General features: G+C 34.5%; 17 protein-coding genes, 1 tRNA gene and 1 pseudogene. 12 read left to right on the top strand and 7 right to left on the bottom strand.

Annotation, left to right across the window (positions count from 1 at the left end; genetic code table 11):
• Positions 1-15: 15 nt before the first annotated feature.
• The 5 genes from ASC72_RS03680 to ASC72_RS03660 all read right to left on the bottom strand — a co-directional run bounded on the left by ASC72_RS03680 (position 16) and on the right by ASC72_RS03660 (position 4,396).
• On the bottom strand, positions 16-231 hold the full coding sequence (locus tag ASC72_RS03680) for a hypothetical protein (RefSeq protein WP_056186979.1): 216 nt from the start codon (positions 229-231) through the stop codon (positions 16-18).
• A 182-nt stretch (positions 232-413) separates the two neighbouring features.
• Positions 414-487, bottom strand: a tRNA-Ile gene (locus ASC72_RS03675).
• Positions 488-634: 147 nt separating this feature from the next.
• Positions 635-1,039: a methylmalonyl-CoA epimerase gene (mce, locus tag ASC72_RS03670; RefSeq protein WP_056186976.1), complete on the bottom strand. Its 405-nt coding sequence runs from the start codon at positions 1,037-1,039 to the stop codon at positions 635-637.
• Between the two features lie 38 nt (positions 1,040-1,077).
• Positions 1,078-3,432, bottom strand: coding sequence for a hypothetical protein (locus ASC72_RS03665; protein WP_056186974.1), 2,355 nt, complete (start codon positions 3,430-3,432; stop codon positions 1,078-1,080).
• On the bottom strand, positions 3,392-4,396 hold the full coding sequence (locus ASC72_RS03660; protein ID WP_117595763.1) for a hypothetical protein: 1,005 nt from the start codon (positions 4,394-4,396) through the stop codon (positions 3,392-3,394). Before ASC72_RS03660 ends, ASC72_RS03665 begins: the two co-directional genes overlap by 41 nt.
• A gap of 174 nt (positions 4,397-4,570) precedes the next feature.
• On the opposite strand from ASC72_RS03660, the gene ASC72_RS03655 reads away from it, so the two are divergent.
• Both ASC72_RS03655 and ASC72_RS03650 read left to right on the top strand, forming a co-directional pair.
• On the top strand, positions 4,571-6,259 hold the full coding sequence (locus ASC72_RS03655; RefSeq protein WP_056186973.1) for an Ig-like domain-containing protein: 1,689 nt from the start codon (positions 4,571-4,573) through the stop codon (positions 6,257-6,259).
• 16 nt (positions 6,260-6,275) lie between these two features.
• On the top strand, positions 6,276-6,713 hold the full coding sequence (locus tag ASC72_RS03650; protein WP_056186970.1) for a cytochrome c oxidase assembly factor Coa1 family protein: 438 nt from the start codon (positions 6,276-6,278) through the stop codon (positions 6,711-6,713).
• Here the strand turns inward: ASC72_RS03650 and ASC72_RS03645 are convergent.
• On the bottom strand, positions 6,710-7,477 hold the full coding sequence (locus tag ASC72_RS03645; protein WP_056186967.1) for a nitrilase family protein: 768 nt from the start codon (positions 7,475-7,477) through the stop codon (positions 6,710-6,712). The two genes, ASC72_RS03650 and ASC72_RS03645, sit on opposite strands and share 4 nt — an antisense overlap.
• A gap of 236 nt (positions 7,478-7,713) precedes the next feature.
• Between ASC72_RS03645 and ASC72_RS03640 the strand changes: the two genes are divergently transcribed.
• The 9 genes and pseudogenes from ASC72_RS03640 (at position 7,714) to ASC72_RS03605 (ending at position 18,677) form a co-directional block, all read left to right on the top strand.
• Positions 7,714-10,869 (top strand): SusC/RagA family TonB-linked outer membrane protein, encoded by a 3,156-nt coding sequence (locus ASC72_RS03640; RefSeq protein WP_056186965.1) that lies wholly within the window; start codon positions 7,714-7,716, stop codon positions 10,867-10,869.
• Between the two features lie 11 nt (positions 10,870-10,880).
• Positions 10,881-12,410: a SusD/RagB family nutrient-binding outer membrane lipoprotein gene (locus tag ASC72_RS03635; protein WP_056186961.1), complete on the top strand. Its 1,530-nt coding sequence runs from the start codon at positions 10,881-10,883 to the stop codon at positions 12,408-12,410.
• Positions 12,411-12,426: 16 nt separating this feature from the next.
• Complete coding sequence (locus ASC72_RS03630; RefSeq protein WP_056186958.1) at positions 12,427-13,746, top strand: GntP family permease; 1,320 nt, start codon at positions 12,427-12,429, stop codon at positions 13,744-13,746.
• A gap of 4 nt (positions 13,747-13,750) precedes the next feature.
• Positions 13,751-14,218, top strand: a complete 468-nt coding sequence (locus ASC72_RS03625; RefSeq protein WP_056186957.1) for a RidA family protein — start codon at positions 13,751-13,753, stop codon at positions 14,216-14,218.
• A gap of 150 nt (positions 14,219-14,368) precedes the next feature.
• Positions 14,369-14,464: pseudogene (locus tag ASC72_RS24455) on the top strand (RidA family protein); the annotation flags it as partial.
• A gap of 324 nt (positions 14,465-14,788) precedes the next feature.
• A complete protein-coding gene (locus tag ASC72_RS03620; protein WP_056187461.1) occupies positions 14,789-15,820 on the top strand; it encodes a sugar kinase in 1,032 nt (343 codons plus the stop codon).
• A 14-nt stretch (positions 15,821-15,834) separates the two neighbouring features.
• Entirely contained in the window at positions 15,835-16,482 is a 648-nt protein-coding gene (locus ASC72_RS03615; RefSeq protein ID WP_056186954.1) for an aldolase, read from the top strand.
• A 2-nt stretch (positions 16,483-16,484) separates the two neighbouring features.
• The gene (locus ASC72_RS03610) at positions 16,485-17,600 is read left to right on the top strand and encodes a D-TA family PLP-dependent enzyme (protein ID WP_056186952.1); all 1,116 of its coding nucleotides are present in this window, start codon (positions 16,485-16,487) and stop codon (positions 17,598-17,600) included.
• A gap of 6 nt (positions 17,601-17,606) precedes the next feature.
• On the top strand, positions 17,607-18,677 hold the full coding sequence (locus ASC72_RS03605; protein WP_056186949.1) for a dipeptidase: 1,071 nt from the start codon (positions 17,607-17,609) through the stop codon (positions 18,675-18,677).
• On the opposite strand, the gene ASC72_RS03600 is transcribed toward ASC72_RS03605, so the two are convergent.
• Positions 18,674-19,450 carry a DeoR/GlpR family DNA-binding transcription regulator gene (locus ASC72_RS03600; protein WP_056186945.1) on the bottom strand — a complete coding sequence of 259 codons (777 nt, stop codon included), beginning with the start codon at positions 19,448-19,450 and terminating at the stop codon, positions 18,674-18,676. The two genes, ASC72_RS03605 and ASC72_RS03600, sit on opposite strands and share 4 nt — an antisense overlap.
• Before the next feature lie 189 nt (positions 19,451-19,639).
• On the opposite strand from ASC72_RS03600, the gene ASC72_RS03595 reads away from it, so the two are divergent.
• On the top strand, positions 19,640-21,943 hold the full coding sequence (locus ASC72_RS03595) for a family 20 glycosylhydrolase (RefSeq protein ID WP_056186942.1): 2,304 nt from the start codon (positions 19,640-19,642) through the stop codon (positions 21,941-21,943).
• Positions 21,944-22,066 lie beyond the last annotated feature (123 nt).

Raw genomic sequence — 22,066 nt, 5'->3', positions numbered from 1 at the left:
AAAAAGAGCTTCAGTTTACACTGAAGCTCTTTTTATTTTATTCTTATATATAACAACCATCCCTAATAGTAAGGCAGCTATTATTAAAACCAAAAGATTACTATCAATAGGTCCTCCAGGAGGCTCAACCGGTCCTGGATCCAATGGATCAGGTAGGTCTTCAGCAAAAGCACTACATACGTTAATTAATATCAAAAAAAACGTAAAAAAAACTGTCTTTATTACTTTCATAAGTTTAGCATGCTAAAAACAAGCACAGTATTTAAATTAGACTTGGGGTCTTTTATTTGAATTTCCTACAAAAACAAAGCTTCCATCGAAATTCATTAGCAAATGTAGAAGTTTTTACCAAAATTACAACCTTAATCACAAAAAAAAGCTTCATAAAAATTTTATGAAGCTTTTTTACTACGTGGTCCCACCTGGGCTCGAACCAGGGACCACCTGATTATGAGTCAGGTGCTCTAACCAGCTGAGCTATAGGACCGGTTTGAGGATGCAATATTACTACTATTTTTTATTCACTGCAAATATTTTAAGATATGATTTCTATTTAATTTTAAATTGCGACACCTCTGTTTCTAAACGTAATTGATTTTCAATGTATTATTTCTTAATTAGTAAATGATATTTTTTACTTTATTTCCTGACAAAGCTCCACCAAAACCCCGTTTGTATTTTTTGGATGCAAAAAAACCACCAATTTATTGTCAGCACCTTTCTTCGGAACTTCATTTATCAACACAAAACCTTCGTTTTTTAAGCGTTCTATTTCCGCATAAATATCTTCAACATCAAAAGCGATGTGATGAATTCCTTCTCCTTTTTTTTCCAAAAACTTAGCAATTGGGCTTTCTGGATTAGTTGCCATTAAAAGCTCAATTTTATTTGTCCCTGTTTGAAAAAAGGAAGTCAAAACACCTTCGCTTTCTACCTCTTCTTCTTTATATGATGGAACTCCCAGTAATTTTTCGAACAATACATTAGCATCATTCATATTTTTTACTGCGATCCCTATATGTTCAATTTTATTTACCATCTTTTTAATTATATAAAATACAAAGATACAACTACAGCTTATTGATTAATGTACGTTTTAAAATAACCACATTCCGCAATGATATCCTGATAATATTTTGTATCTGAATAATCCTTTTTTAAAGCTTTGAATCCGTTCCAGGCGATAAAATTAATTTTATCATCCTCAACATTCCACCAGTTGGTTACGTTATTATACTTATTATTGTAATAATCGTTACGTTCGCACTTTGATAATAAATAGATACATTTTGCTTTTTGCTCTTTTGTACTAGCCGCCTCAAATGCTTTTTGATAATACATTTTTGGAAGATCACAATTCGTAATCATTTTTTTCATTGAATCCCTAAACGAATACGGACTTGAACCATAACCTACAATACTAATTTCATAAAAAGTTCTGCCGTTTCCAAAATGGGTGATATTATAAAAAGCATTTCCTAACAGCAAACTATTGGTATAAACCTCTTCTTTTTGAGCCAATTTATCTTGCATAGATTTAATTGTACTTAAAAACTCTATTTGAGAATATTTTTTCTTTTGATAGGCTGCATGTTCGCAATCGTGACAATCTTTAATATTCCCGTTAAACGGATTTCCTAAGAAAGTATAATATTGAACCGAATCTGTTTCTTTAATAAATGCAATTGCTTCAGGTATTTTATTTTTAAAAGTAGCCTGAACCGCCTGGAAATTATTGATATCTTTTAACTTCAAACTGTAAATACCGGCACCAATTTTTTCTATTTCAGTTTTATTGTTCTTACTTAAAAAGGATTTCATTGCTAAAAGGTTCTTTTCATTATCATAAAATGCATTTCCATCATTCCAATAGCTATAACGCGATTCACCAAATATCTCTGTCATAACCGGATTACCATTTGCTTTGTAAAGTGCTGCTAAATAACTTCTGCTCCATGAAGAAGCATTTTGATAACGAAATTCCCCTCCTTTATATGTTTTAGGAAGTTCCTGATATAACCAATTCAAATCAGCCAGAATTGTTTGTTCATTTTTATCGGTTAACTTATCAATCTTGCTCATATTATTTACAAAACGAAGCAATCTAAGCTGGTATTTCGCCAGTTCTGTTTTAGGCATTACTTTTTCTGCTTTGTCAAAATTAGTATCCGCATTGACATAATCTCCTTTTAGTGTTTGCAAATATCCCAAAGCAATATTCCACAAATAAGGTTTTTCAACATTTCCTGCTGTGGTAATTTTCGAAACTAAATCAAAAGCTTTTTTATCGATTTTACCTTTGTTTATTTCTTTATTTTCAGCAACTGAAAGCTTTTTTGCCGGTACATTTTCTTTTGCACTTTCTTCAAAAGAATTACTGATATTCTGTTCTTGTTTGTTTACCATTCGCGTAAGCAAATAATTCAGATGTTCACTTTTTGGATCTAATGCATAAATTTTATCAATGGCTTGCACCTCATCTTTGTAGTATCCATGGATCGCCCAAAGTGCCGCTTTTTCTTTAATATCTTTTGCCATCGCTAATGATTTGTTCCAATCTGCTTCATTTTGAGGATGAAAACTATAGGCCGTAACAACTCTCATTTCAGGACATTTATCAAAAACCTGGGCGTATAAATAATTGGATTCCGAATATTTTTTCTGTTGATATTTTATTCCCGCCACATAAGAAAGTGCTCGATAATACAAAATATTTTTAGAAACTGATTTTTCTGTTTTATTAAAAAATTCAACTGTTTTTGGTTTATTGCTACTATAAAAATAAGCTTTGACTGTTAGAAACCAATACCTGTTTTTCAGAAATGCATCTGATGTTGTGTTATACACATTTTCGATGGACTGAATCATTTTCAAATCATCAAAAGTTTTAGCCACGACAGGATCATAACTCCAATAATCTTCATTGATAGAAACGGTTTCAATCTTTTGCGCCAAATACAAAAACTCAATAAAACTTTTAATTTTATCTTCTTTTAAATTAATCTTTTTACCCCATTTTAAAGAAGTTGGGTTCGCTTTTTTAGTTTTAAAGAAAACATGAAGATCTGTGATTTCTGTTTTGTTTTTCCCGGCTTTACTTTCATCGGAATATCTTGGTGTAAGATCTCCAATTAAAAAATAACTGACACTTGCCGTGTCCATTTTTGTTTTCAAATAATTTTTCCAATCCGATTTTATGTCTTCATTAAATCTTGAATTATGCTGGGTATCAAATCCAATTCCATAAAAAACATCTCCCGACAAAAAAAGTGGCGAATAGGATTTGTCTGTAAAAGTTTCAGGAGTAAAATTTGAATTATAGCCAAAAAAGTCCCAATCGTCTCCACCTCCGCAAGCATAAATTATTCCGTAAACAGTAAATAAAGCTACACTAGAAACAAGAAACAACTTGTTCAAAAATATTCTTTTCATAATTTTTTAAATTGAATTCGTCTAAATCGTAAAATATAATTTCCTTCGGAGTATTTGCCAAATTTTCACTCAACTCCTCTCCCATTATTTTTAAATCTTCAGCAGAAATTGCTTCAATCTTCAGCATATCTTCTTCTTCGTAAAAAAATCCATTTTTATAATTAGACTTTTTTACTTTAAAAAACAGGGCATTTATCTGTTCAAAATTCCTATCCTTTTTAAGCTGAGCAACATTCAGCTTAGAGCGCAAGCCAATCACTTTTTGATTCCTGATGTGAATTGCCCAGGAATAAATTGGCAATGCAATATCAAGATGCAAAGGATATTTCTTCAAACTTTTGAGATATTTTTCTGCTATCTGATGGTTGTATATAGAATTTATGGAATCCGGAGCAATAGTTCCCATGTTGTAATACATCAAAACACCCGAATCAACATTTGGGATTTTAGTCCTTTTAAAATATTTAACCTGATGTAACCGAATTGTTGCCGAGAGTTTTTTATAAGAAAGCTTCTTAAAATGTTCTATAAACTTCAAATAATTTTCTTTACTGGCCAGTGTCCAGTCGCAATCAATTTGAATTTCATTACAAACTATATTGTTTTTAGTATTAATCTCGTTTACTAAATGAAGCGTTTTCTCAGCTAAATTCTTAATATCAATATTTGACTTTAACATGACTTTATTTTGAATAAAAATCACCGGAACAATATCAAATTTAGTAATGTTATCCTGAAAATGTATTGGGCTAACCGGAATTGGTTCTGTCGTTTCTGGGTGTAAACCAATATCAAAATATCGAATATAAAGTTTCTCAACGTTATTATCTTTCAAAACCTCTTTTTCTGTTTCAGATAATTTAAAGATCGTTTTCCAATAATAAAACGCAATAATTGGCTTATCATTTTTACTGCAGGCGGTTACTAAAAAAACAAAGAAAATCAGAAAAGACTTTTTAATCAAAACAGAGGTAAATTATATTTTTTGAACTCAAAAGTAAGAAATTATATCAAATACCCATTTTGAAAATTAAGAAATATTAAAAACGTAATAGCTCCAAATCCTAATAAATAGATAAAAAATTTCGCTTAAAGCAAATATAATCGTTATTTTGTGCAATCAAATTCAAAAACTGTTATGTTGAAAAACAACTTTAAATATATTCCATTTTTACTGGTATTTTTAATGATGAGCTGTGCCAAAAGAGGGAGCATCACCGGAGGATTAAAAGACACTCTGGCTCCTGTTTTAAAATACAGTAGTCCAAAAAATTTCAGCACCGATTTTAAGGCAAATGAAATTATTTTGACATTTGATGAATATGTAAAACTTAAAAACACCAATAAGCAATTGATTATTTCGCCGCCCATGAAGCACGAACCAATCATTTTGCCAACCACTGCAAGTAAAGAAATCACTATAAAAATTTTAGATACTTTACAGCCCAACACTACATACAGCATGAATTTCGGGCAAAGTATTGCCGACAATAATGAAGGAAATGCACTTAATCAATTTAAATATGTTTTTTCAACCGGATCTTATATCGATTCGCTTTCGATTGGCGGAATAGTAAAAGATGCTTATGAAAAAAATGTAGATAATTTTGTTTCGGTTATGCTATATGAAGTCAATGACAAATTCAAAGACTCTGTAGTTTACAGGGAATTCCCAAGATACATCACCAATACATTAGATAGTTTACGAACTTTTAAATTAGAAAATTTAAAGGCCGGAAAATATCTTTTAGTTGCCTTGAAAGACAAAGGAAATAACAATAAATTTAATCCAAAAGATGATAAAATTGGTTTCATAAAACATTACATCACAGTACCAAATGATACTCTTTTTGAATTAGAACTTTTTAAGGAATCACAACCTTTAAAAGTCTTGAAGCCAATACAGGCCTCCGGAAATAGATTATTCCTTCCGTACGACAGCAAACAGGATTTCACCAATTCTAAACCTAAAGTAGTCCTTAAAAACAAAGATGAAATTCTGGAATCTATTGTAACCAGATTTCCTAAAAAAGACTCCTTGCAAGTTTGGTACAAACCGATAAAAGTCGACTCTTTGTCTATGGAAGTTAGTAATGAGAATTACAATAAAAAATTTACATTTAAGATTAAAGACCTGAAAAAAGACACTTTAAATATCACTGCAACACAAAGTGGCGTTCTTAATTTCAGGGACCGATTTACATTAGAATCAGCAACACCTTTGGTAAAATTTGATAAATCAAAAATCAAGCTGACGAATAAAGATTCGGTGGCTGTCGATTTTACAACTGAATATGATGAATTCGACCAAAAACTATTTGTTGACTTCAAGAAAGAACCTTTAGAAAAATATAAGTTCATCTTTCTGCCAGGCGCTTTAACCGATTTTTACGATAAAACAAACGACACTTTATCGTATAAATTAACTACTAAGGAATATGCTGATTATGGTAATTTGGTTTTGAATTTAAAAAATGTGAAACGCTTCCCTATTATTGCTGAAATAACCAATAAAAAAGGAGATGTTGTGCTCGCCAGCCAATATTCCGAAGGACAAACCAAACTCACATTTGATTTAGTTGAACCTAATGCCTTTACGCTTCGAATAACTTATGACGACAATAAAAATAAAATTTATGACTCGGGGAATTTCCTAAAGAAAACCTATGCCGAAGAAGTATTTTATTATCAAAAAGAAGTTGACGTACGAACAAATTGGGATGTCGATGAAACTATTGATATGAGTATCCCATATAATCCTGAACTGGAGAAAAAAGAAGAAGACAAAAAGAAAAAGGATGCAGTAAAAAAGAGCAAAGCCTTTTAGATTTTAGCTTCAAAAAATGGATAACGACTTAATTGTGAAGGAAACCTGGCTTAAACGAAATTGGAAATGGTCAATTCCGGCAGCTATAGTATTTATTTTTATTCTTGGGCTTTTATTGACTTCAAATTCCCAAGAAAACATAACTGATATCGTTCAGGCTTATTCCGACAATTCACTTTATGAAAAAGCGATTGAGAAAGCTAATTCCAATAAAAGAATATTGCAAACTATTGGTATAATTCAACCGATAGATAAATTAGCCATCCTAGAAGGAAATGCTGTTTACACCAATAGCAATAATTCAGTTGAATTATCTGTTCGCATTAAAGGCGACAAAGGAATTGGCAAATTAGATATTACTGCCGATAAAGTTGGAAAAAAATGGAGATACAAAAAAATTATTATGCGAAATAAAAACCCGAAAGAAGAGATTGTGGTTCTAAACGAATTTTAAATATTTATTTGAAAAACATCTTTATCACTCAAAAAATCAAGCTTTTTTCGCATTTCCAACATTACATTTTTATCTAATTCAACGATAAAAACGCCTTCTGTTTCTTGCGGTTCCAAAATATAATTTCCTAAAAAATCAACTACTTGCGAATGGCCGATATGTTCATAATTGTGGGCATCCAAACCAATTCTGTTTACACCAACAACATAACTCAGGTTTTCAACAGCACGTGCTTTCAATAAAATATCCCAGGCATTTGTGCGTACTTTTGGCCAATTGGCAACATATAAAAGCAGATCGTAATTCTCTACGTTTCTGGCAAAAACTGGAAATCTCAAATCGTAACAAACCTGCAGGCAAATTTTCCAGCCTAAATAATCAACAATTACTTTTTCGGTTCCGCCAGTATACGTTCGATCTTCACCGGCAAGTGTGAACAAATGACGCTTATCATAATATTGAATTTCTCCGGAAGGAAAAACAAACAACATTCGATTGTAATACTGATTATTCTCGGTGATAATCAGACTTCCTGTCACAGCACAATTTCTCTGTTTTGCAACGGATTTCATCCACAGAATTGTTTCCCCATCCATAGCCTCGGCCATTGCTAAAGCATTCATGGTAAATCCGGTAGAAAACATCTCAGGCAGAACAATCAAGTCAACTTCTGAATCGATTTGATTCAGCTTTGATTCAAAGTTATTTCTGTTTTTTAAAGCGTCTTCCCAATAAAGATCTGATTGAATAAGTGTGATTTTCATCTTTCAAAAATACGAATTTTAAGATAAAAAATATTTTTTTCATAAAAAGCACTTTCTGCAAAAATTTCTCAAAACACCTCTAAAACCGCAAGTCTTTTAGAATTAAAAAATACTTCAATAAAAAATATTGCAAAAAATATGCAATTTGTGCAAAAAAAATGCAAATGTGAAAAATTAATATTTATATTTGATCGCCAATAAAAAACCAAAAAAAAAAACATGAAAACCAAAGTATTATGAAAACAAAGCTAATTTCATTAGTGTTTATTGGGGGAGTCATCTTCTCAGCAAATGCAAAAGAGGCTGCAATAAAAAAGCATCTTTTTGAACAAAAAAGCAACCAAGTTGAAATCACGGGTCAAGTTTTAGGTCAGGATGACGGAATGCCAATTGCCGGAGCTACTATTTATGCCGAAAGCAATAGTAAACTAGCAACAATATCTGATGAAAACGGAAAATTTAAATTAACTGTTCCAGAAAACGAAGCCCACGTTATTGTAACCTACATGGGCTACGAAACTTTATCTTTTGCTTTAATTAAAACTACTGATTTAGTCATTAGATTAAAGTCTGCTGAGAATGTTTTAGACCAGGTTGTAGTAACCGCCCTTGGTGTTAAAAAAAGCAGCAAAGCTATTGCCTACGCAGTTACGGAACTTAAAGGAACTGAATTTACAAAAGCTAAAGAAACCAATATCGCCAATGCCCTGGTTGGAAAAATTGCCGGTGTAAATGTGAGCAGTACCGCAACGGGGCCAAACGGTTCAAGCAGGGTTATTATTCGTGGAAACGGTTCATTAAACGGAAATAACCAGCCAATGTACGTTGTAAACGATTTGCCAATTGACAATACCCAGCTTAACCTTCCGGGAATTGGAAATGGTGCAGGTTCAACCAGAATCAACGTGGATAGAGGTGACGGAACATCAGTTATAAATGCTGACGATATTAAAACCATCACTGTGTTAAAAGGAGGAACTGCTGCCGCATTATACGGTGCAAATGCCGCAAATGGTGTAATCTTAATTCAGACTAAAAGAGGCTCTGCCCAAAAAGGAATTGGAGTAGAATACAATACTTCATTTACTTTTGAAACACCATCGATCATACCAGATTGGCAGTATGAGTATGGTTCAGGAGCACTTGGAAAAAAACCAACTACACAAGCAGAGGCCATTGCCGATGGCCGTTGGTCGTGGGGAGCAAAAATGGACGGAACAGATGTAGTTCAGTTTGACGGAGTTGCAAGACCCTATGTTGCACAAAAAAACAACATTAAAAACTTTTATGATACCGGAACAACTTTTATAAATTCAATTGCTTTAGCGGGCGGAAGTGAAAAAGCTACAGGCCGTCTTTCGTTCTCGAATATGGACAATGAGGGTGTCGTACCCAATTCAGATTTTAATCGTAAAAGTATCAATATTGCCAGCGACGTTAACTTAACCAACTGGTTGAAATTTGATATTGTGGCACAATACAATATCGAAAAATCAAATAACAGAACAACCGTTTCAGATGCTGAAGCCAATCCAAACTGGGCAACTTATATGATTGCAAACACCGTTGACATTAGAAACCTCTCTCCTGGTTATGATGAAAATGGAATTGAAGAAGCCTGGAATCCGGTTGCCGTGGCAACAAATCCATATTACACGATTAATAAAATCAAAAACAGCGACACTAAAAACCGTTTCATAGGAATGTTGAATGTAAAGCTGAATTTTACACCTGAATTATTTCTTCAGGGAAGAATTGGACAGGATTTCACTAATTATGAATTCTTTGGATACATTCCAAAAACAACTTTAAACAATCCGGTTGGATATGCGCAAGGTTCAAGAATGAAAATTTCTAACCTGAATTCTGAAGCAATTCTTAATTATACCAAGAAAAACATTTATGATGATTTCTCTTTAAACGCTTTAGTTGGAGTTAACTCCCGTACCAATGTAAGAGACGAAATCAGAGTCGAAGGTTCTAATTTTGTACTAGATGATTTTTATGCTCTGAGCAATCTTTCGACACTAACGTATAGTTATCCTTACGGAAAAACAAAAACAAATTCAGTTTACGGCGCAGCAGATTTCGATTATAAAAACATAGTGTTTTTGAACGTAACGGGGCGTCAGGATTGGTTTTCAACACTTTCAAAAGACAACAACAACGTATTTTATCCTTCAGTCGGAACGAGTGTAATCCTTTCGGATATCGTAACAATGCCAGACTGGATTTCATTTACAAAACTTAGATCTTCATGGGCTCAGGTTGGAGGCGCAACACCAGATCCTTATGCATTGAATCAATCTTATTCAATGATTCAGGGCGGACATAACGGTCAGCAATTACAAGGGCCGACGAGTTCAAGAGTTCCTAATGCTACTTTAAGTCCGTTGACATCAACTACTTTTGAAGTTGGAGCTGATTTAGGTTTCTTCCGTAATCGTTTAAATCTTGATTTTGCCTGGTACAATCGCGCTACTACAAATGACATTGTTGAAACTACCATTTCAAATGCCTCAGGAGCCAGTACTGCTTTATTAAACCTTGGAAAAATGAGAAACAAAGGGGTTGAATTATTATTAAGTGGAAAAATTATTAACTCAAAAGATTTTTCGTGGGATGCTAGTTTCAACGGATCTTATAATGAAAACACCGTTGAAGCACTGACAGATCAATTAACATCTATTACAATGGCGACTTCTGTAAACGGATATGTAACGATAACAAGTGATGTCGGGCATCCTTACAGCATTATTAAAGGTTACAAACCTCGTAAAGATGCGAACGGAAATACCGTTTATAATGTAAGTGGCGGTTCTGCGACTATTGCGCAAGGTCCGCTTGAAGAATTAGGCCAGGGCGTTCATCCATGGGCAGCCGGATTTAGTAATGAATTCAAATACAAAGCGGTTTCATTTAGCTTTTTAATTGATGGAAAATTTGGAGGCAGCTTGTATTCCGGAACTGATTTATACGGAACACGTATGGGATTAACTAAACTAACTCTGGAAGGACGTGAAAGTGGATTACCAATTAAAGGGGTTGACACAAACGGAAATCCGGTTGATATGGTAATTGCACCAGAGAATTTAAGAACGTATTACGATGGCTTAAGAAACATTTCATCCACCTTTATTTATGACGCCAGCTTCATAAAATTAAGACAGGTAATTCTGGGCTATCAATTGCCTCTTGAAAAAATCAAAGGTCTTTCTAAACTTCAGGGAGCTTCTGTTTCATTTGTGGCAAGAAACTTATTCATTCTTTACAAGAAAACACCAAACGTAGATCCCGAATCTGTTTTTAGCGCCGGAAATGCTCAGGGTGTAGAACAATTTGGAGTACCAAAAACCAGAAGTTTCGGTTTAAGTTTAAATGTGAAATTCTAAAATTAAAAGACATGAAAAAGATAACCATTTTATATATAACAGGTATACTTTTAGGAAGTATGACCTCTTGTACCAAGGATTTTGAAGAAATCAACACGAATCCGAATGTAGTTGAAAAACCAAATCCGAATTACATTTTTAGCAAAGCGCAATTAGACGGCTTGAATAATAATTATTTTTTCACCAACATTCTTGAATGCGGCGGAATGTTACAACATTATGCTACTTATAAGGAAGCCTCTGGTGTAGGTGATAAATATTTAAGTAATGAAGTTTATTATTCTGCTTATTTTAATCAGGTTTATCCATTGGCATTAAATGAAACAGAAATTGTAATTAATGCTGTAAAAAGCAATCCCAACGATAGCAACAAACTAAATATTGCCAGAATCTGGAAGGCCTATTTATATCACAGAATTACAGATTTGTATGGTGATATTCCCTATTCTGAAGCTGCAAAAGCAAATAGCGAACAAATCTTTCTTCCAAAATATGATACTCAGGAATCTATCTACAAAGATTTATTAAAAGAACTTGACGAAGCCGCGATAGCACTTGATGCTACGAAACCAAGTTTTGGCGGAGCCGATTTTATCTATAATGGCGATGTAGCAAAATGGAAAAAATTCTCTTATTCTTTAATGCTTCGTTTAGGATTACGATTGACTAAAGTTGATCCGGCTTTAGCTAAAACCTGGGTTACCAAAGCTATTGCCGGTGGTGTAATTTTAAATGGAATTGATAATGCCATTATGAAATACACGGATGGTCCAAATGATTTCAATAGAAATCCTGTTGGTTTTGACGCGAGAAGACAAGATTTCACAGCAGGATCTTTTGGCCAAAAAAATGTTGAAGGAGGAAAATTAGCCAAAACTTTCATCGATCTATTAAAAGCAACTGCCGATCCAAGAATTAGTGTCTATGCCGGAGTTTGGCAGGGGACAGTGCAAAACACAACGCTTGTAGTGCAAAAAGGTTTCCCGAACGGAACTAAAACTGCGCCAACAGCTATTGAACAAGCTACTTATTCTGAACCTAATCAAAGTACTGTTTTCAAATATGATGCCCCATTAGTTCTTATCAGTAATGCAGAAACCAATTTATATTTGGCAGAAGCTGCTGCAAGAGGTTGGTACACTACAGAAACAGACAAAGATTTATATGAAAAAGGTGTAAAAGCATCTTTCTTAAATATGGGAATTTATGGTGCAGCTTATGCTATTACAGATGCAACACCTTATTTAACAGCAAATCCATTTAATACTACAGGATCATTTGAAGCAAAAATGAATCAGATTCATACTCAAATTTATGTAGCATTATTTGTTGACGAGCAGGAAATTTATGCTAACTGGAGAAGAACGGGTTATCCGGTTTTGGTTCCGGTAAACTTTCCCGGAAATGTTACAAATGGCACAATCCCAAGACGTTTGAAATATTCAACGAGCGAATATTCTGTAAATTCAACTAACTTAGCAGAAGCAGTTAAGCGTCAGGGAGAAGACACTTTTACAACTAAAATCTGGTGGGATAAATAATAAAACAAAGAGATAAATGAGCATTTTAATTCTTACGGCATGCATTGCGTTTTTAATCATTCAAATAGCCTGGTTTAAAATAAACCCGTTTATTTCCTTTATTATAACAGCTTTATTAGCAGGTCTTTTTTTAGGCCTGCCAATAAACACTTTGTCACAAACGGTTCAAAAAGGTTTGGGCGAAATGTTAGGCTCGATCACTCTGATTATTGTTTTCGGAACCTGTATCGGTAAACTTACCGTTTCATCAGGAGCCGCCAATGTCATTGCCAAAACTGTTATGGGATGGACAGGCAAAAAATATGTTCGTTTAGGATTAATGATTACCGGATTTATTGTCGGGATACCGCTTTTTTATAGTGTTGGATTTATTTTGTTAGTACCACTAATCTTTTCAGTAGCCCATCAATTTAAACTTTCAAAAGTATATCTGGGAATTCCAATGCTGGCGTCACTTTCAGTAGCACACGGTTTTTTGCCTCCACATCCGTCTCCAATGGCGTTAAGCAGTATTTTGAATGCTGATATTGGACTTGTTTTAGTTTACGGAATTATCATCGCCATTCCGACCATTTTTATCGCAGGCTTATTGTTTTCTAATTTACTTAAAAACATTAAATCTGAATCTGATCATGAAATTCTAAATGTTGAAGAAGTTGTAAATGAAGGAAATCAACCCAGTTTCGCGCTTAGTTTATTCTCTTCTTTATTTCCGGTTTTCGGCTTAACAATAACTTCAATTTTACCTTTACTTTCAGATAATGAAACACTGCTAAACATTTGCAAAACAATTGGTGAGCCAAGTATGATCATGTTGATTTCGCTGCTTATTTGCACCTACACTTTAGGCATCAGAATGAACCGAAGCATTCCATTAATAATGGATGATTATGCCGTGGCCATAAAAGATGTTGCTTTAATTGTTTTGATTATTGGCGGTGCCGGAGCTTTGAAAGAAGTGATGACCGTAAGCGGTGTGAGCGAAACTATTGTGTCGACTTTAACCCAAACAAATATTCATCCTTATTTATTGGCCTGGATGATGGCTGCTATTATTCGTGTCTGTGTGGGTTCTGCAACAGCTGCCGGTCTAATGACTGCCAGCGTTTTACTCCCTTTACTACAAGCCAATAACCTAGACCCTAACCTATTAGTTTTATCCGTTGGCGCCGGAAGCTTAATGTGTTCACATGTAAATGACCCGGGCTTTTGGATGTTCAAGGAATACTTCAATGTCAGCCTGAAAGATACTTTTAAATCATGGACTGTTATGGAATCGTTAGTATCTGTTTTAGGAATTGTTTTCGTTTTTATTTTAAACTCTATAATACATTAATATCATGAATTTATTGCCTCAGGAAAAATTTGAAACCCTTGGCTTATCCTTACCGCCAGCGCCTCAACCTCTTGGTATATACAAACCTTATTTAGTCGACGGAAAATATCTATATCTCTCAGGGCACGGACCAGTTCGTGATGACAAATCTTTAATTATTGGAAGAATTGGTGACGACATCGATATTGAAGAAGGAAAATTAGCCGCAAGACAAGTCGGTTTAACAATGCTTTCGACAATTGTAACCAATTTCGGGAGCCTGAACAAAGTAAAAAGAGTTATAAAAGTATTGGGAATGGTCAATTGCAATGGTGATTTCCTTAGACACCCATACGTTATCAACGGTTGCAGCGAATTGTTTGCTGAAGTGTGGGGACAAGAAAACGGAATCGGAGTACGAAGTGCCGTAGGAATGGGTTCTTTACCAGACAATATTCCCGTTGAAGTTGAAGCTGTTTTCGAATTATATTAAAAAGTTATGCCACAGATGTCACAGATTATATTGATTTTTTTTTCGCCACGAATTAATTACGCATATTGATTTAGAAAAATTCGTGAATTCGTGGCGGAAAACTTTTAATCCTTAATCATTTAATCTCTGGCAAAAAAATTAAACGCATGACAAGAAAACGGAATCGGAGTACGAAGTGCCGTAGGAATGGGTTCTTTACCAGACAATATTCCTGTTGAAGTTGAAGCTGTTTTCGAATTATATTAAAAAGATTTTTTTAACCACCAATTACACAAATTTTCACAAATTATTTTTTACATACTGATTTGTGAAAATTTGCGGAATTTGCGGTTAAGAACTATATGAATCTAAAATCTGTGGCAAAAAATTAAACACATAGAAACATAGATTTAATTATAACTGTTTAGAGGATATTTTAAAAAGCTAGCTTTCACACATAGTTATGTGTATTAATGCAAGTGAAACGACTATTATGCGGTTTCAAAAACTATGTTTCTATGTGTTAAATATTAAGCGCTACGTTTATCATCATTTGAATCTATAAAATCTGTGGCAAAAAAATTAAAAAACATGAATACAAATACACCACAAACAAGAATTGCAACTTTCGGAGAATTATTACTTCGAATGAATGTTGCTAATGGAAATCGGTTTACACAGGCCAGTGAAATAAAAGTTCATATAGGCGGTGCCGAGGCCAATGTTTGTGTTTTGCTTTCTCAACTCGGCATTCAAACCGATTATATTACGAGATTACCCCAAAATGATTTGGGACAACTAGCTTTAAACGAACTTCAGAAATACAAAGTAAATACCTCAAAATGTATTTATGGCGGAGAACGTTTGGGATTGTATTTTGTCGAAGCCGGAAATCAAATCAGGCAATCGCAGGTTATTTACGATCGTAGTAATTCTTCGTTCGCAACTATCCAAAAAGATCAAATTAACTGGGAATTGGCTTTCGCCAATGTTACTCACTTCCATTGGTCAGGAATTAGTCCCGGCGTTTCTTATGAAGCAGGTTTGGTATGTAAAGACGCTATTCTTTCGGCACATAAAAAAGGTTTACCCATTTCTTCTGATTTTAATTATCGCTCGAAATTATGGCAATACGGAAAACATCCATCTGAAATTATGCCAGATTTGCTTCAATACAGCACCATCACAGTGGCCGATTTAGATGCTATTGAAATTTATTTCGGAATTAAAACCGATAAAAATGAATCCGATACAAATCGTTTTCAGAAAACATATGAATTATTAAAAGAGAAAATGCCATTTCTAAAAACGCTTGCAATGAGTTTTAGGAAATCAGATGGATTAGCACATTTATACAAAGGTATGCTGCTTCACGAAGATCGTTTTTATGAAACTAAGGAATACAAAATACATTTAGTCACCGACCAAATTGGATCCGGAGATGCCTTTAACGCAGGATTATTATATGGATTGTCCAACAAATTATCCGGGCAGGAATGCATCGATTGGGCAACAGCCTGCGGCGTTATCAAACAAAGTATACACGGAGATTTTGCCATGAGCAATCCGACAGAAATAAGTCATTTTATTGCGAATGGCGCAAGTAACAGAATCAATAGATAAATAGAATTAAGAATATGTACAGCATTTTAAAAGCACAAGGCGTACTTCCGTTAGTAACACAAATCAATATCGAAACAGCCAAAATAGTGTTGCAATCTGCGGCTGATGCTGGGATAAAAATTATCGAGTTTGCTGCTCGGGCAGATAATGCGAAGGAAGTATTTACTCAAATGATAGCCTTTAAAAAAGCAAATAATTTAGATGTAAAAATTGCAGTTGGTTCTATTTTAAGTGTTATCGATGCTGAAACATATCATCAATTAGGAGCAGACTGTATCGTTTGCCCTCACACCGATTTAGAAATTGGCAATTATTGCCTAAAAAATAACATTTACTGGATTCCAGGCGCAGCAACTTTAAACGAAGTGCTTCACGCTAATAAATTAGGCGCTGAAATTGTAAAACTTTTTCCTGCTGATAAAATTGGCGGCCCAGGTTATGTAAAAGCAATAAGAGCTCCGTTTCCAAATTTAAAAATAATGCCAACGGGCGGCGTAACGCTCGAAGAAAGCAACTTAAAAGCTTGGTTTAAATCTGGTGTTGTTTGTGTTGGAATTGGTTCTAATTTATTTTCGAAAGAGATGCTTTTGAATTTAAATTATGAGCAATCGCTTAAAGCTTTTCAAAATTTAATTGAAGTTGTCGAAAAAACAAGAAATTAATCATGCAAAAAAACTGGTGGAAAATTAATTCCGAAATCAACACAGATACTCCATTTTTGGCCGTTTACGAAGATCGTATCCGCTTTAATCTGGAAAGGCTCATTGGCGCCGTAAATGGTGACACTCAAAAATTAAGACCTCACATCAAAACCCATAAAATTGGAGAAATTCTGGAGCTGTTTAAAACATACAACATCAAAAAAGTAAAATGTGCTACCATTTCCGAAGCCGAGCTTGCCGCACTTCATGAAATTCCGGATGTGCTTCTCGCCTATCAGCCTGTCGGTGTAAAAAAAGAGCGCTGGATCTCCTTGATTCAAAAATATCAGGAAACGAATTTTTCAACTATTGTCGATAATTTAGAATCGGCGAAAGCCTTAAATGAAATTGCAGGAGAAAATGATCTTAAACTAACTATTTATTTAGATCTAAACACCGGAATGAACAGAACCGGAATTTCGATTTCTGAAAAATGGGATGACTTAATCGAAGCTATTCTTCTACTAAAAAACATTCATTTTGAAGGAATTCATATTTACGACGGGCATTTAAAAGGAAGCGTTGAAGATCGAAACCTCGTAGCTTCTACTTCATTTTCAATTATTAAAAAGGAAATCGAAAAACTGCAATCAAAATTCAATTACAAACTAAAAATGGTTGCCGGAGGATCAAATACGTTTCCGTTTTACGCCACTCAGGAAAATGTAGAATGCAGTCCCGGAACTTTTATTTTTTGGGATTCCAACTATCAAACTAATTTACCCGAACAAGAATTCAAACCCGCTTTAGTGATTGTTGGAACCATTATTTCAAAACCAACAAATTCAACCGTTTGTATCGATATTGGTTATAAAGCGGTCTCTTCTGAAAACCCAATCGATAAAAGATTAGTAATTTTAAATGATGAAAATCTAATTCCGATTTCGCATTCAGAAGAACATTTGATTGTAGAAAATCGAGGTAAAAATCAGTATGCAATTGGAGACACAATTTATGCTCAGCCTTATCATGTTTGTCCAACTTGTGCACTTTACGATACAGTTCAGGTAATTAACAAAGAACATCAAATTTGCGATCAATGGCTAGTTGTTGCACGAAGCAGAAAAATTAATATTTAAAATAATATGTTTATAATAGACGCCCATTTAGACCTGAGCATGAATGCGATGGAATGGAATCGAGATTTAAGAAATGACGTTGCAACATTGCGTCATTTGGAAAAAGGAATGACAGATAAACCAGATCGTGAACGCGCAACGGTCTCGTTTCCGGATTTACGAAAAGGAAATATCGGCATCGTGGTCGCTACTCAAATTGCAAGATTTGTAAAACCCGGCAGTATTATTCCCGGTTGGAATTCTCCTGAACAAGCCTGGGCTCAGACGCAGGGACAATTGACCTGGTACAAAGCCATGGAAGAAGCCGGCGAAATAGTTGCTATTACCGATAAAAAATCACTTCAAAAACAAATTGATTTATGGAATGACGGCACTCCCAACGATAAAAAACCAATTGGTTATATTTTGAGCTTAGAAGGTGCTGATTCTATTATTGATATTTCCTATTTAGAAAAAACATACCATTACGGATTAAGAGCTATTGGTCCTGCGCATTATGGCCCGGGTCGCTACGCAAACGGAACCGATGCTACCGGAAAAATGAATCAAAACGGTCTTGATTTATTGAAAGAAATGGAGCGTTTGAATATTATTTTGGATGCCACACATTTATGTGATGATGCTTTTTGGCAGGCTTTAGATCATTATAACGGGCCGGTCTGGGCAAGTCATAACAATTGCAGAAGTTTAGTGGATCACAACCGTCAATACAGCGACGAAATGATTAAAGCTTTAATTTCGAGAGGAGCTGTAATTGGAGGAGCTTTAGATGCGTGGATGTTGGTTCCGGATTGGGAAAGAGGTGTTTCAACTCCAAAAGGTATGAATTGCAATTTAGAAACGGTTTTCAAACACATGGATCACATTTGCCAATTGGCTGGAAATGCAAATCATATCGGAATTGGTTCTGATCTTGATGGTGCATTTGGAACGGAACAATCTCCGTATGATTTAAATACAATTGCCGATTTACAAAAACTCGTTCTTATCTTTAAAGAAAAAGGATATTCTGATGCCGATTTAAATAAAATCTTTCACCAGAACTGGATTAATTTCTTAATGAAAAAATGGGATTAAATAAAAACTAAACTTGGAACTGCCTTCTTATACAATTGTAATTTTTCATCGTTAGGATCAACTTCCGTGACCACGTAATCAACTTCAGATAAGTTGGCAATTTTCATTTTTAGAACAGTATCGAGTTTTTCTGAAATAGTTAAAATCGCTGTTTTTTCAGAAGCCTGAATCATCGCTTTTTTTACCTGAACGGTTTCCCAGTCAGAATCTGAGAATCCGCCTTCGATATCTAAAGCATTGGTTCCTAATATTAATAAATCGACTTTAATATTGGCCAATTGATTATAGACATCACCGCTCACGCACATTTGACTGTAAGAGGAAATACTGCCGCCAATCATTATAATTTTCACATTGGGTTTGTCCAGAAGTTCAACTGCAGATAAAACAGTTACGGTAAAAATAGTAAGATTTAAATCATTAGGAATTAAGCGAATGAACTCTCTGATTGTAGTTCCGCCGCCAATTAACAAAACCATTCCGTCGTGAAGTAAACCTAAAGTTTTTTGCGCAATGATTTGTTTGGATTCGCCAGCATACGTTTGATTGGATGAAGAATGGTGATATGCTTTAGTCATCGCCCCACCTTTTACCTTAATCAATAAGGATTCTGATTCAAGTTCATTAATATCACGTCTGACAGTATCTTCTGAAACAAATAATTTAGTCGAAAGTGTTTCAAAACTTACGCGGGTATGCAAGTTAATCTCTTTTAAAATAAGATTTTTACGTTCTTCCTTGCTATAGTTTACCACTTCATTATCATTGTTCATGCAAATTCACTTTTATTGGAAACAAATGTAAACAATAAATGCAATATTATTGCGAAACAAATTACAACACAATGTAATAAAATAGTTGATTAGCCTATTTTAAAGCCATTTAAACTCAAATAAGATTTGCAAAAAAAATGCAATCTAATTTACAAACGATAAATTTGTTTAACAAACCAGAAACCAACCATGCTAAAAAATATATTCCTTCTTTTGGTCTTTTGCTATTCCATCGGAAATGCACAAACATCCTTTGAAAATAGTTCTATAATTCCGGCTCCAAATTCATATAAGGCAAATGGCGATAGTATTAGTTTAACCGGGCAGATAAAAATTTCTTTTGAGAAAAATAAATTTAGTACCAAAGAAAAAAAGACTGCTACTATTTTTGAGTCTGCTGTCAATGCAAATACACCGAATAAAAAAAGCAATATCGAAGTTTTATTCATTGCCAAAAAACCAGCTTCATCAGAAAAAAAAGAAGCTTATGAAATCAAAATCACTTCAAAAAAAATAACAGTTACCGGAAGTGAGGAAGGATTATTCTATGCCGTTCAGAGTTTGCTGCAGCTTTTAACCAATAAACCAAAAAATCAGGACATAAAATTACCTTGTATAACCATCGAAGACGCGCCACGATACACTTACCGCGGATTACACCTCGATGTATGTCGACACTTTTTCACTGTCAATGTTATAAAAGATTTTATAGCACAAATGTCCAGTTATAAATTAAACAACTTTCATTGGCACCTAACAGACGATCAGGGCTGGAGAATTGAGATCAAAAAGTATCCAAAATTAACTGAAGTCGGATCTAGAAGAGCACAGACTTTAGTGGGAAATAAATTCGAAAGATTTCCTTATTTTTTTGACGGAAATCCGTACGGAGGTTTTTATACGCAGGAAGAAATTAAGGACGTTGTTAAGTTTGCCGAAGAGCATTATGTAAATGTAATTCCGGAAATCGAAATGCCGGGTCATGCAACTGCAGCAGTTACTGCTTATCCGAATTTATCCTGTTTTCTAGACAGAAATTATAAAGTTGTAGAATACTGGGGCGTTTTTGACGATATTTTTTGTGCGGGAAAAGAGGAAACATTTATTTTTTTAGAAGATGTTTTGACGGAAGTTATGGCTTTATTTCCGAGTAAATACATTCATATTGGTGGCGATGAATGTCCGAAAGCGAGATGGAAGGAATGTCCGAATTGTCAAAAAAGAATTGCAGCTTTAGGGTTGAAAGACGAACATGAATTACAAGGTTATTTAACCAAAAGAATAGAAAAATTCCTGAACGCAAACGGCAGACAAATTTTGGGTTGGGATGAAATGCTTGAAGGCGGATTGGCACCTAACGCAGCCGTAATGTCTTGGAGAGGCGAATCTGGCGGAATTAAAGCTGCCAAACAAAAGCATCTTGTTATCATGAATCCCGAGCAAGTTTTGTACTTAGATTACAATCAGGGTTATTCACCACAAGAACCTTTAACGGTTGGAAGGTTGGTTACTGTTGAGAAAATATACAATTACAATCCAACTCCTGTCGATAGCCTGACCGTTGAGGAGCAAAAATACATTTGGGGTGTTCAATCGAATCTTTGGTCGGAATATCTGACGAGTCCGGCGAAATTAAATTATCAACTTTACCCCAGAATGTTTGCATTGGCAGAAATTACCTGGACAGAACCTCAAAACAAAAATTACAACAATTTTGTTTTGAACCGAATGCCACATCACATCGAAAAATTGGAAGCTCAAAAAAGATTGTATAAAGTGCCTGCTCCTTTTGGATCGACCGAAACCGCTTTAATCGCTTCTAAATATATTTTAGATCTAAAACCAACTATTAAAAATGGAAAAATTTTCTACACCATTGATGGCTATAACCCAGACGAAACTGCAGAACTTTACGAAAAACCGGTAACAATAAATATTCCGAAAGGCGAATACCGAATAATTAAAACGGTGCAGATCAGCGAAAGCGGCAGACGAAGTTCAATCAGCAAAATATTGGTTAGAAATCCGGAAGTAAAATCGGCATTAGCCATAAAACCAACTAAAAACGGTTTAAAATATGACTATTTTACCGGAACTTTATTTCAACAGGTCCAGGATTTAGAATTAGCAAAACCTGTAAATTCAAGAATTTTTAATGGCGCAATCAGCAGCGAAAAATGGAAAACAAAATTAGAACGTTATATCGGCTTAAAATTCGATGGATATATCTATATTCCGGAAACGGGAAATTATACCATTTCAACGCTTTCAGATGACGGATCTAAGCTTTTTATAGACAATGAATTAATTGTCAATAACGACGGCATTCATTGGCTTAATGAAGCGTATGGAGCTGTAAAACTTGAAAAAGGTTTTCACAAGATCAACATCAGTTATTTTGATCAGATTGGCGGCACTACTTTAAGTTGTTTTATCCAGCAGGAAGGAAAGGAAAAAAAAGAAATAAATGCTTCGCAATTGTATTACGAATAAGCATAAAAAAAGCATTCGCCGCGACGAGGGCACTGAAAAACATCCCTTATTTTAATCAGGTTTATTTTTTAGACAACAAAAAAACGCTTATAACGGGATTTAAAAAGATCCGTTGTAAGCGTT

It is taken from the genome of Flavobacterium sp. Root420, from assembly GCF_001427905.1.
Taxonomy (GTDB): domain Bacteria; phylum Bacteroidota; class Bacteroidia; order Flavobacteriales; family Flavobacteriaceae; genus Flavobacterium.
The sequence above is the reverse complement of the archived record's forward strand: the minus strand, read 5'-3'. Positions and strand labels throughout refer to the sequence as shown.